We start from the raw sequence: 13419 nt of genomic DNA on the forward strand, positions 1-13419 counted from the left end.
CCCATGAACTGTGGCGAGATGGTATCCCCTCGCTTCGAGGTCGACCCGAATCGGCTCGAGGTGGAAATCGAACCGCAGGAAAATGGTGAATACCAGCTTTCCATCACCTGGTTCGCCACTCATCCGGAGCGTGCCGCGACCCGGGTTTTTTTGGATTGGGACCGTTTGAATCGTCTGCGAGCGGATCCCGCGGCGTATGGCCGTTCGCTGGGAATGTTCCTGTTCGACCCGGTTCTGCTGCAATTTTGGCGGCGAGCCTGCGATACAGGAACGCCCTTTCGCTTTTCTCCCGTGATCTCCGACAGTCGCCTGCTCACCCTGCATTGGCACTGGCTCCAGGTACCGAGCGCTGAAGCCTGTCGCGCGGTACCGATGTCGCTGTCCGATCGAGATCCTGAACGGGTCGATTCCCTGGATGATGTTCCCGCTTTAGAAGAGGCGTATCGGGAACCCGGGGCTTGGCGATTTCTCAGCCTCTACGAAAAAATCCACTTTTCCATCCGCATCCCAACCTCCCGACAAGGCCCCGCAGAGCAACTGAACCGCGGTGCTTTCAAGATGTTGCTGGTGGTGGCATCCCCGCCCGAGAATGATCGCGGCGGCGAGAGTTTCGATACGGCAAAGATGATCCAGGGGATCGTCAACGAGCAGCAGCCCTACGAGGTGGAAATCCTGGAATACCCGAACGAGAAGGATCACGGACCGCCTCATCTGGACCGCATCAGCAAACAATTGTCGCTCGGTGGGCATTCTGTCCTTCACCTCGTCGCACACGGTCGCCATGACGCGAAGAAACGTCGAACCTTTTTGTACCTGGCCAAGGAAGGCGGAGGGATGGAGTGGATCGAGGATCGGGATTTCATCGGCATGTTGGCTCATCTGGCGATCAAACCCCACTTGGTCGTGCTTTCCAGTTGTGGAAGCGCGGATGGCGGGCTACCGATCGATCTCGACGCCGGGTCTCCGGAGCCCTTTGTGGGGTTGGGTGCTCGGCTCGTTCGCGACCTGGGCATTCCTTGGGTTGTCGCGATGAAGGGAGCCCTTTATCTCGATATTGCCCACAATCTTCACCGCGTGTTTTATCGATTCCTTTTGCGGTATGGGAGGGTTGATGCAGCTTTTTCCAAAATCTTCGCGGGTTTTGGCGATCACGAGGCGCGACTCGCTCCGGTCGTGATGAGTCGCACGACGGAACCGCTCTTTCGCGGCGATCGCGAGGTAGTGAGCCGGCATGAATGGAACCACGGTTTGCACAGGCTTTGGCCCATCTTGGCGTCGCGTGTTCCCGAGCGAACCTTGCGCACCCTTCGCGAACGCTGTCACGCGCATCAAAACCGACGTTTCGACGGCGATCGATGGGCGCAGGCACCCATCGTCGCGGACCTGACCACCTACTATCGCCTCGTGTTCGGCGGGTCTTTCGCCGATTTTGCCCGTGGCGAGGATGCGCCACCCGATCTCGTCAGCGGAAATCCCTTTTTGGGCATGCGGGCCTTTGACATCCACGATGCCTGCCGCTTCTGCGGTCGAGAAGCCGAGGTGGCGGAGCTGGTGGCACGGCTCCAAAAGGATCCCGTTCTGCTGATTTCCGGCGTGTCGGGATCCGGCAAGAGCTCATTGGTCGGTGGTGGACTTCTGCCTGCATTGCAATCTCTTTTTCCCGAGCTTGGAATCCTCGTGATCGAGCCTGGCGAAGATTGGCGGGAGGACTTGGCCCAGCTCGAAATCCACCCGGATGTGGTCCTGGTTCTCGATCACCTGGAGCGCCTGAGCGCAGACGAGTGGAACCAAAAGGATGCAGCCGCTTGGCTCCACGATCTGCTTCATCTTGCATCGCGATCTCCGGGTCGGCGCCGGTTTTTGGTGGCGGTCGTTCGGGAAGATTGTTTGGGCTGGATATTGAGTTTGGAAGATAAGGCACGCTCGTTGAGTCGCAACTTATCGATCGTGCGGCCACTTCGGGATCAGAGACTCATGAGAGCGATGACCCAGCAGGCCGCGGCTTCAGGCCTCCGAGTAGAAGACCGACTCGTCGAGAGCTTGGTCGTGGAAATTGCCGGTCACGATAGCTGCATGCCCCTCGTTCAATTCTTGTTCAATCAACTCGTCGAACGGCGGCATGGCCCCTGGCTGAGATTTGAGGAGTACGTCGAACTGGGACGGCTGTCGGGGGTTATCGCCAAGCATGCCGATGCGGCCGTTTCCCTGGTTTCGGGTACGGATCAGGATCTGCTCGAATTCATTTTTTCCAGGTTGGTCGATGTGGACGAGTTCGAGGATCGTGAACCCAAACGTTTTGTTTTGCGCCGCGCAGCCATCGCGATCCTAATCCCCGAAATGGTCTCCCTTTCTGAGGTAAAACCTTTGATCGAAATGTTGAGGGAGCGGCGCATCTTGGTCCATTATCCGGACGAAACCGTGGTTTTGATTCATGAGGCGATCGTGCGCCGGTGGCCCTGGCTGAAAGCCGTGCTTTGGGACCGAAACAAACTGTTCGAGAGCTTGGAAGGTTTGGGTCCACGGATTCGCCACTGGGAAGAGGAAGGGAGAACCCGTGGGGCAACACCTGCGTTCACGACCGAGTTGAGACTCATTCAGGAGCTGGCTGACGGAAAACGGTTCGCACTCAATCGCGCTGAACGGGATTTTCTCGATGCCAGCCGCGAAGCATCGGAGCGGGAAGAGCAGAGGAAACAGCAATACGTGGAGGATCTACGGAATGCCAAACGACGTTGGCGAACCATGGCGAAAGGCCTGATCGCCGTGTCGGTATTTCTCCTTGCGATGATGGTTGTGACTTGGGGGGAAATCAAGGAAAGGCACGTCGCTCAGGTTCTGCAACTGACCCAGCGAGCACGAAGTGAATCGGAGGAGGGCCACTACTACCAGGCAGGCATCCTGGCCCTGGAAGCGTTGGCGCTGGCCGAGAGCTGGTTGCCTTTGCCACGCGTTCCCGAGGCCGAAGCCGAACTTTATCGAGCCATGGCTGCCTTCGAGCCGATGGTGCACCTTGCCCAGCATGATGAGGATGTGCTTGGCCTGGCCACCGATGATTCCGGTGATTGGGGGGTGAGCTGGTCGAAAAAGAGGCTGTTCCTGTGGACTCCCAGGGGCGAGAGCACGAAGACATTGGAGGCTGAAGAGGGGCGGAGTTTTCTCGATGCCGCCTTTCTGCCCGGTGGCCAGAAAGTGGCCGTGGTCTTGAGTGACGGTCTGGCCGTGGTTTACACATTGCCGGAAATGACCGAGCTATTTCGCCTCGAGTGCGGTCGCAAAAAACTGAGTAATTTGGGCTTTTCCACCGATGGGCGCCTCATCGCCACCGCTTCGGAAGATGGCGCCTTGAAGGTTTGGGATGCACATGATGGTGCCCTAATGGGAACTTGGACACACGATTTCTCCCTGACACATGTATTGCTGGTTGCCGATGGGGGCACGGCGGTGTTCAGTGATCGGGCCAGTGGCCTGTATCTTTGGGATTGGCGTGCCGGAGCCGCCCCGGAAACCTTGCGGGAGCCTAGGTCGGCCAAGGGCACACGGCGTTTGCGGCACCTCGCCTATCGACCTGCTGCTCATAATCTCCTCTACCTCGACGGCAAAAACCAACTGTGGCGGCAGAAGCTCGAACCCGGCTTCGATCCCGAAATCATCGAGAGAGGGGTCAATCTTTTCCGATTCGATAGGCGCAGTGATTTGCTCGCCGTGCTTCGCCAGGGCTATGACCTTTTCATCAAGGGGTCTGGAGAAGCGGAATTCTCCACACAGGCCGAGAAGCGATTTACGACCCGAAAGGCCACGATAGGCTTGACCAACGATCTTGCATTTTGCTCGGAGGAGCAGGTCCTGGCGACACTCTTCAAACAGAGGGCACTTAAAATCAGGCATTTATGGAGCGGGACCATCGTATTCGAGACGCCGCCGGACCTGGAGCCCAGACGTTTCGAATTTTGTGGCAAGGCATTGATCGTGGCTGATGCCATGGGTCGGGTCATCGCATTCCCAAGGCCAAAGTCACGGTTTTGTGCCTACACGGATCAAGCGGGGGCCACGGCCCAAGAAGGCGCCTCGCAATCAGTTGAACCGGAACCGATCGATCCCATCTGGCTGACCCATGCCGGATATTTCAAGGGGGAATCGACCAGAGCCCCTGAAGAGTCCGGGGAGGGAGCCAGGAGTACGGAAGCGCGAGGCATGTCCGTCCGGCGGGAAGGGAACATGGCGCGGCCTTCCGATCGCAAGTGGCGGCGCCGATTGCAAAAATTCGGATTCAACCCGAGTGAAGCGAATCGCTTCAAAATCGCCCGGGACGGGCAGTCGTGTACCGTTTTCGGAGAGAATGGCGAGACGCTTTTCTACCGTGCGGAACGAGGGCTGAGCGGTGTCCCGGTGGCAATCGAAGTGCCTTCGCCCCATTTCGACGCCGACTTTCCCAACCAACGCGAGTTCGTTCTCCGCGACCCGAGCGGCATCGTCACCCATGCCCGAATTGTGGACACCCAGGAACTGATCAGGCGCGCGAGGCTGGTGTTCAAGCCATCGGAACGGGAAATGCCGGACGAGGTGCCGGACGAGGAGGTGCCGGACGAGGACACCCACAAAAAATAGGTTTGATCGGGAACACCCTGCTAATCCGAATCACGCGGACCGAATTAGGAGGACCGAATTAGGACACCCACAAAATCTTGGTCCTACTCTTCAAGGACCGAATTAGGACACCCACAAAATCTTGGTCCTACTCTTTGGCCGATCGAATCAGGACACCCACAGAATCGAAATTCCCCAAGTGCTTCCCATCAGCTAAATAATGGGTGTCCCCATCTGCTTGACCGAATTAGGACACCCACAAAATCTTGCCTAGAATCAGGACACCCAAAATACCAAGATTGCGGAGACCGTTTTGATGTCCTCGTCAGATCAAGCTAGCCAAATAATGGGTGTCCCCATCTGCTTCGAACCATCAACTCAATAGCCTGCAGCGTGGCCATCTTTGCGGGATTCCGAGGCACCGAAATAGACACCCGACTTGGCATCGTACCCGATGGCCTGGTAACCTCCGAAGCCACCCATGCCATGACGTACATCGTGACCCAACCTCCGTAATGCCCGAACGGTTTGCCAAGGAATGGCCGATTCGAGCTCCACGAATCCGCCGCTGGTCATGGTGGTGCCTGTCGGTGAGGATGAACCGAAATGCTGCCAACGGGCCGCATCACCCGCTTCCTGCAAGTTCATTCCGAAATCGATGATGTTGACCAGGATCTGAACATGACCCTGAGGCTGCATGGCGCCGCCCATCACGCCAAAACTGAGGAAGGGCTTGCCTTCCTTTAAAACGAACGCCGGAATAATGGTGTGAAAGGGTCGTTTGCCAGGGGCGTATACATTGAAATGATCGGTCTCCAGGGCGAAAAGCTGACCGCGATCCTGAAACACGAAACCAAGTCCGGGAACGACGACGCCCGAGCCCATGCCGCGGTAGTTACTTTGAATCAGGGAAACCATGTTGCCTTCTTTATCGGCAGTGGTCAGGTAAATCGTATCGCCCGCTTTCAGGGCAGGATTTCCCGCGGCGACTCGTCGCGCGGCCCGCTTGGGATTGATCAGGGCACGCCGTTCAGCCGCGTATGCCTTTGACAGCAAATTTTGTATTGGGAGTTTGTTGAACTCGGGGTCGCTGTAAAATCGGGCGCGGTCTTCGAACACCAGCTTTTTTGTTTCCACCATGAGGTGGAGAAATTGCGGGCTGTTGTGACCCATGGCCGCCAGGTCGTACTCCTCGAGGATGTTCAGCATTTGCAGTGCCGCGATACCTTGGCCGTTCGGTGGTAGTTCGTACACGGTGTAGCCTCGGTAATCTACCGAGAGCGGTTCCACCCAGGTGGATTTGTGTCGTTCCAAATCGCGTTTGCGTAAAAAGCCGCCGTTTGCCTTGAAAAAAACATCGATTTTCTCGGCAAGGGAGCCGCGATAAAAGGCCTGGGGTCCCTCCTTCGCCAGGATTCGATAGGTATTGGCCAGGTCCGGATTGCGAAAGATCTGACCTTTCTGGGGAGCCTTGCCGTCGATGGTGAAGGTGGCCTCGAAGGCCCCTGGCTGATCGCGCAGACGCGGCACACTGCGCTGCCAGTAGTAGGCGATCAACTCACTGACGGGAAAGCCTTTTTCGGCATACTCGATAGCCGGTTCCAGCACCTGTTCCAACGGGAGTCGGCCGAATTTGGCGTGGAGTTCCTGCCAACCGCTCACCGCGCCTGGCACGGATATGGGCAGCATGCCGTATGGGGGAATGTCCGTCCGATCGAGGGTGGCCAGCTCCTGTTTCAGCCGCTCCAGGGAGAGGCCCAGCGGGGAACGGCCACTCGCATTGAGCCCGTACAGTTTTTTTTCGGAAGCATCCCAAACGATCGCGAACAAGTCACCGCCGATGCCACAACCCGTCGGCTCCATTAGACCGAGAGCCGCATTGGCGGCAATGGCGGCGTCCACTGCAGAGCCGCCCGCTTTGAGCACGTCCAATCCTACCTGTGTCGCAAGGGGTTGGCTGGTGGCGACCATGCCGTGGGGGGCGATGACTTCCGATCGCGTCGCGAAGGAACGACCCGTAATGCGATCGACCTGGCCGAACATGCCAGTTCCGGTCGCGACTGATGTGCCCAACAAAATGCGGCAGAACAGAGAAAAAAAACGCCTCATCGGATTCTCCTCGATTTTGGTGACGGATGTCTGGCCACTGTGTCATTCCGATCGGCGATTGTCAAACCGCAGGGGTGGCGCAAGCAAACCATAATGGGGACACCCATAAACCATAATGCATAAACCATGGGGACACCCATAATTTCTGCCTGGAATCCCAGCGTCTCGACACGAAGTGGACACCCATTATTTCCGCAACGTTGAGATAGGGAAGGCGACGATGGAGACACCCATAATTTCAGCTTGGAATCCCAACGTCTCGCAGGCAACGGAGAATGTTCCCCGATTTCCCGCATGATGATGGATGTCCCAATATCCCCAATATCCTAGGAGACCATGGAACATGGAGGGGAAATCGCACAGAAATACCGCAACGAGCTTCCCTGGTTCGCCTAAAAAGTCCCCTAAACCTCGCCAGGTTCGCAATCACTTGCCGAAATGGCCGTTCATCGATTGGGCATGGTGAGGTTGGACATGATTTTATGGCTCGAATCTGCCCGGTTCCTCAAACATTGAGAAATGCCATGCTCCCCGCCTGCTTTCCCTTCATCCATTGTTGGCTCGCTTCGATCGCGGCCTGCGCCATTCGGGACATGGTGCCGGCCACCCGGTAAAACATCGATCCGAATTTCCTGCTGCTCGTGAGCCATTGCTCGTGATCGACCTCCAACCGCGTCAGAATCGGAGCCAGATGCGCCGGGACCGCGCCTTTTTTGTTTTCCACGATTTGGCGGCCCGTCCAGTCCAGCAATTCGAGGTAGTCATCCAGCTCGATGTTCAAATAGCCGCGGCGGTTTCCTTCGTTTCGCAACGGACATAGCCAGTGATCGTGCGGACGCAGTTTAATTCCCATCGAATCACCACCGGTAAGCTGCTTGGAAACCAGGGCGTTCTCGATCGTATTCCGTTTTCTCCCTGCTTGGCGGGCCCGAATCCGCTCTTGGACGGATGTGTAGGCCGAGGCCTCGGGCGTGGGGGCGATGCCGGCTCGGATCGGGTTGAGATCCACGTAGGCCGAGCAAGTCAAGATCGCGGCCTGGTCCAAGAGCGCGACACTTTTGAAGCGGCCCTCCCAAAACCGCCCCGTGCATTGGTCCTCGGCGTTGGCTCGCCTGGCGATGGGCTCCTTCAGGCAGCGCATGAACCAAGAAATCGACGCGAGGCGTTGTCGCAATTCCGTCGCTCGATCCTGGCCGGCGAGAAGGGCTGCCAGCTCTTCTTCGGTGGGCTGTTCGGGTTGGCGCCACCTGTTGCGACGCTTGGGGAAGAGGCGCCACCAGCGGCGCGCGATATCTTGATCGGAACAGTTGGCGGCGAGGTCGGGTCGGTTGCGCAAAATGACGTGGAGATGGTTGTCCATGATGGCATAACCGCAGACATCGATCAAAAAGATGTCGGCGAGTACCATCAATCGTTGATGAATCCATTGTTTACGGTGTTCGAAGTTGCGGTTGGTGATGCTATCTCTTCCACACAGAAAGGCGCGTCGGACGCAACGCGAAATGCAGTGGTAGACTCCCTCGATTCCGTCTTTCACGATGCTTGAACGGGCTTTGGTCATGGCTCCCCCCAGTGTTTTGATGCCTCCTCATCACCATACATCGTGCTGAGGACAGCCCTTGTCAGTAGGGTGGAAAAAATTTACTTTGGTTGGTTTTTTTATTGGGTGTCCCCAGGGGGTGTCCCTGAACCGATGCCAGAACGGATGGGTGACCCTTTATGGCGGGTGTCCCAATGCCAACCACCAATGCCAACCAAAGCCAAGTGAAAGAATTAGTCGCTGCCGAAGACCAGGCCGGTGGCAATCTGCAACCATTTGCTGCGATCAAGCCGGATCAGTCTGCCGTTGGGAGTGACCAGGAACTTTGTGGGGTAATTGGAGACCGAGAAGTTGCGAACATGGTGCTCTTCGCCCATCGCGACGGGATACTCGAGCCCGTTTTTTTGAACGAATCGCCGCAATGTCTTCTCCTGATCCCTCATCGCGATGGCGATGAAGGTGGCACGCCCGTTCGCTTCTTCGGTCAGCTTCTGATAGAACGCCTTCAACTGAGGGATTTCTTTGCGGCATGGGCCGCACCAGGTGCCCCAAAAATCGATGAAGACCCACTTGCCCCGGTAGGTCTCGGGATGCCACCTCTCTCCGGTGAGGGTCGTCAATTTGAGATCTGGGGCGATCGGGAAGGCATTGTCGATGAATTGGCGGTAGTAAGAAGCCAAGGTCCCGTTTGGATGGACTTTGACAAATGCCGCTTCCAACTGTTTTTCCCATTTTGGATTGAGGGCATGGGCCCGTAACCAGGCATCGAGTGCTTTCCGGTATTCGCGCTGTTCACCCAGTCGCTTTGCATACGGGGCAAGGTAATCGTCCAGGCCTTCACACCATCTGAGATCGAAATGATATTCATGGCGCAGGGAACGATCGGTTTGGTCGGGGCTGAATTGTGCGGCGTCGGCATAGTACTTCATGGCCCGCTCGCGATCGGTGGGCCACCAGGCTTCGGCCAGTTGGAATGCGACCGTGGCATACCAGTAACGCAGACGGGCCCTTCGGGCGTTGGCTGGACGATGGTCATCTCCAGTGGAAGGGCCCTTCCGTAGGGACGAATTGCCCGCAAAATCGGCAAGCATTCGAGTGCGTAGATCACGAGCGTGTTGGGAATTGGCCTCGGCGATCCGATTTGCGATCAGTATCCGGTAGCGAGGGGCCCAACTGCCAGCTCCTCCGAATTTTGCAGCCAGGACCTTGGCCCGATCTTCTGAGGTCGTCGCGTGGGCCATCGCATACGCGGCCCGAATGCCTGAAGATGCTCGTGCCAAAACGCCATGATCGGGATCGGCCAACGCATCCATAAACGCCTTTCCGCGATCGCTCTTCCATTCGGGTTTAGGTGTGGGAAACAGGTTTCTGGCAAGAGTCTTGTGGAGGCACGACTCGAGGGTATCTTCATCGATTCGAGCCAGTTGGCGATAGAGTTCCAGGGTGGTCGGAAAATCGGGCGAGATCAGGGGGTGGGAGAGATGGTTTTGCAACAAGATGTAGATCGTCGTTGGTTCGGCGATCTCTTTGACGGGGATCCTGGCGAAGACTCCGTTGGCTTCGCCGATATCGCCCACAAGATTCAAAACTTCATATTTTTTAATGAGAAACTCAACCTGATCGCCAAAGTCAAGCTCATTTTCCGAGATCAGGTCCAATACCGATTGCTTCGATTCCTGGCTTTGGCCGCTCATCACATAGGTGTTCATCGATTGATCCACTTGGGCTAGAACGTCTTGTAGTCGGAGGGTCTTGTCATCGTTTACGATCAGCGTACTCAGCATGAACAAAAGGGTGGTCATCATGAGTTTTTTCCTCGGTTGAAGTCTATGTCGAGCCCTTGAGGACGGAGGAGTGTTTTAGTGTCAGGCGCTGGCGTCGGGAACAAGGGGTCAGCCAGCCTTTGTAATGAAGTCTCTTGCGCCTACCAAAAATAGATGTTCCGCTTGCTTTCTGTCTTTGCGGAAAAAGGGGAGTGAGTTCAACTCCAGAAGGATGGATGTCCTCACTTCGTTTCATTCACGGCAATCAAAAAAGTGGGTGTCCTCGCTCGTTCTCGCTCGTTCTCGCTTGTTCGTGAACTACCGCATGAAAACTATGGGTGTCCTCACTCCTCCTCACTCCTCCCGTGAACTACCTTAAAACTATGGGTGTCCTCACTCCTCACTCGAACTGTGGGTGTCCTCGTTCGATTCTTCCCATTCCATCCGTTAGACGGACGAATAACGCATTCAGAGACGAGAAGATGGGTGTCCTCATTCGTCCTCCTCATTCGTCCTTTGCCGTGTTCAGCTCTTGGGCATCAACGGTGCCAACAATTGCCGAGTTCGGCCCGCCAGGTCCTGCTCATCCGCGGCGAGGACGCGGCTAACCCCGTGGCTCTTGGCCGCGATCTTGGTGCGCATATCCAGATGATCGCACACCAACACCATGGGAATCGTTGCGAAAAACGGGATCTGCCGCAGTTGCTCCAAGGCCGCAATGGTCAGATTGTGATCCTCACCTTGGTACAGAAACACGACGTCGATCGCCGCACCGACGGGAAGCTTCGAGATATGAGTCAAGTCGTCGATACAGTTGGACCCCACACCCGCTTCGGCCAAGGCTGATACGATTCGATCACGGACCTCACCCGGAGGCGTGATCAACAAGGCACCCATGCTCGTTGACGGGTTGGGAGCTACCCGAGCCGTTTCGTTTCCGGAAGGTTGGGTGGTGTTCGATGCCTGGGAGGCCTCCTCGACCTTCTTCGACAGAACCGGTTTTTTTGCAGGAGCGGCCGCTGGCGTTCCCTGTTCGGCATGTCGTTCGGGATCACGCTTGGCGTCGCGGAATCGGATTCTTCCGAGGAGTGGAAAACCGTCGTGGTTCATGGGATGACGCGACTCGATGTAGCGCATGTAGGCCGCTCGCTCCTCCGTCCCCATGTTCGCCAGGCGAATGCCCAGCATGTACCGGCCGTGATTAAAAGTCAGGTGACGCACCTCGGCGCTGCATTCGATTGGGGTGGGTCCGACGAGGTGCTTGATGCGCACCATGTAGAGCGGCTGGCCCGGTTTAAAGAGGTCTTTCGTCAGGGGGATGAATCGCTGACTTTTGATGTGCATCGCTTTGTCGACTTTCAGGCACATGCCGCGTTCACATAAATTGAGGGGGCGGCCGTGCAGGCCGGTGCCTTGATCCAAACCCTCGAGGATCAGAATCTGGCTTTTATCGCGAGGTGGCAGAGAGACTCGGCTATGGCTGCGACGTTCGGCGTGGTAGATTTTCTTAGGAATGGTGAAGATGTGTTGGTTGTCGCGAAAGGCTCGTTGGTAATGGATCTCGCAAGTACGGACCCGATGCCCGGAAACCACAAGAAACAAAATGAAGGGATGTCCCTTGGGGATGGATTTGCCTGGCCTTCGGTCGAAAGCCAGACTGAAGGTTCCTTTGTTTTCGAACACCCCTTCGATGCGGACGTGGCGCGGGTCGCTCTTCCCCTGCGCGGGAAAAAGTTCACCCTCTGTCGAACCGGGACCGATTTGATCCTCCAAGTAGGCGAGGATCTGTTCGGTATCAGACAAATGTGGTTCCTCTTCCTTGGGAGTGAGTCCCAACAGGTCCTTCAGGCCCATCGTCTGCGGTCTCCGAAATCTAAGCCATTTGTTAATGCAATCGCCATTTTTTGTAATTCCTTTATAAAAAGCAGAAGCCTGCGCGGGAGGATCCGTTCATGTCGGAAATCGTAGGGAACTTGGATGAGGATGCGCTGATCGAAGCGTTCTTTGCGCCGCTGGCGCCCGATCTCAGCGACGACGTAGCCACGATCGAGCCGAGTCATGGGCGGCGACTGCTGATCACCACCGACGCGCTTCTCGAAAAGGTTCATTTTCTCAGAGACAGTCGCGCCGATTGGGTTGGCCAGAAGGCGGTCCGCGCCAACGTATCCGACATCGTCGCCGATGGGGGGCGTCCTCGTTGGCTTACCTTGACCCTCGGACTTCCCAACGATTTACCGGTGTCCTGGGTGGCAGGTTTTGCCCGCGGCCTGGCCCAGGCTTGCTCGAGCTTGAACGTGCGCCTGATCGGGGGCGATACCACCTGCACCCACAGCGACATCTTCATTTCGGTCACCGCCATCGGAGAGGTAGATCAAGTAGGTCGCGTGACGCGTTCGGGCGCATTGCCCGGGCACCTGCTCGCCGTCACCGGGTACCTGGGCGAAAGCGGTATCGGGTTGGACATGGTGCTGGGCAAGAACGACGATCCGCGGGTCGATCGCGAATCGTGGATGGCCAGGCACTTCATCCCACCTTTTCGGGGTTCGTTCAGTTGGCGTGCGGCCGATTTCCACTTCCTGAGTGCGATGATGGATTTGTCCGATGGCCTTGTCCAGGACCTGCCGCGCTTGTGTCGGGCTTCGGGCGTTGGCGCCGAGGTGGATCTGGAGGCGATTCCCGTTTCGCGGGGGGCTCGCGAGTTGGGGTTGACCGCGCGGGAAGCGGTCACTCGGGGGGAGGATTTCGAATTGTTGATGGCCTTCGACCCCGAACACCAGGAATCGCTGCGCCAGTTGGCTCATTTACACGAGGTGCCCTTTACGCGCATCGGTCGGGTCGTGGCCGGCAAAGGCGTACGTTTCCTGGAGGACGGTCTCGAAGTCGAAGGAATCGGCAAAGGATGGCGCCACTTCGGCACGTCCGGCATTTGAACCCATGGCCGCGGTGGAAAGGACACGGCTCGTTGTACGGCAGCACCGGTCCAGCCGGGCAGAAGGTGGGTGGCCCGGTTGGTTTCTCCCGGTTGGTTTCCAGTTCGGAAAGGTGGGTGTCCCGGTTCGGAAAAAGATGGGTGTCCCAGTATGAGCAGGAAGACGGCGGGTGCCCCATTCCCATTTGGGTCCCAGTTCGGGAAGGTGGGTGTCCTGGTTCGGAAATTCGGGAAAAGATGGGTGGCCCGGTATGAGCTCTCCGGTATGAGCTCTCCCGGTATGCGCTCTGGAGAAAGGTGGGTGTCCCGTTAAAATCCTCGATTCGGAAAAAGATGGGTGTCCCAGTATGAGCCCCCAGTATGAGCTCCCAGTATGAGCGACGGCGGGTGTCCCATTCCCACCATTCCCATTTTCCCATTCCCATTTGGGTCCCAGTTCGGGAAGGTGGGTGTCCTGGTTCGGAAATTCGGGAAAAGATGGGTGTCCCGGTATG

General features: G+C 57.0%; 6 protein-coding genes. 2 read left to right on the plus strand and 4 right to left on the minus strand.

Annotated features, from left to right (window positions below; translation table 11 throughout):
* Positions 1 to 3 precede the first annotated feature (3 nt).
* Complete coding sequence (locus J3U87_RS03050) at positions 4 to 4605, plus strand: nSTAND1 domain-containing NTPase (protein ID WP_237381554.1); 4602 nt, start codon at positions 4 to 6, stop codon at positions 4603 to 4605.
* A 357-nt stretch (positions 4606 to 4962) separates the two neighbouring features.
* Here J3U87_RS03050 and ggt read toward each other — a convergent pair whose 3' ends face one another.
* From ggt to J3U87_RS03070, 4 genes are all read right to left on the minus strand, one after another.
* Positions 4963 to 6693 (minus strand): gamma-glutamyltransferase, encoded by a 1731-nt coding sequence (gene ggt, locus J3U87_RS03055; protein ID WP_237381555.1) that lies wholly within the window; start codon positions 6691 to 6693, stop codon positions 4963 to 4965.
* A 505-nt stretch (positions 6694 to 7198) separates the two neighbouring features.
* On the minus strand, positions 7199 to 8254 hold the full coding sequence (locus J3U87_RS03060) for a transposase (RefSeq protein ID WP_237381556.1): 1056 nt from the start codon (positions 8252 to 8254) through the stop codon (positions 7199 to 7201).
* A gap of 212 nt (positions 8255 to 8466) precedes the next feature.
* Positions 8467 to 10038, minus strand: coding sequence for a TlpA family protein disulfide reductase (locus J3U87_RS03065; RefSeq protein ID WP_237381557.1), 1572 nt, complete (start codon positions 10036 to 10038; stop codon positions 8467 to 8469).
* A 483-nt stretch (positions 10039 to 10521) separates the two neighbouring features.
* Positions 10522 to 11799 (minus strand): PilZ domain-containing protein, encoded by a 1278-nt coding sequence (locus J3U87_RS03070; RefSeq protein ID WP_237381558.1) that lies wholly within the window; start codon positions 11797 to 11799, stop codon positions 10522 to 10524.
* A 149-nt stretch (positions 11800 to 11948) separates the two neighbouring features.
* On the opposite strand from J3U87_RS03070, the gene thiL reads away from it, so the two are divergent.
* Positions 11949 to 12926: a thiamine-phosphate kinase gene (gene thiL, locus J3U87_RS03075; RefSeq protein ID WP_237381559.1), complete on the plus strand. Its 978-nt coding sequence runs from the start codon at positions 11949 to 11951 to the stop codon at positions 12924 to 12926.
* Positions 12927 to 13419: the final 493 nt, after the last annotated feature.

This window comes from Sulfidibacter corallicola (assembly GCF_017498545.1).
GTDB lineage: Bacteria > Acidobacteriota > Holophagae > Acanthopleuribacterales > Acanthopleuribacteraceae > Sulfidibacter > Sulfidibacter corallicola.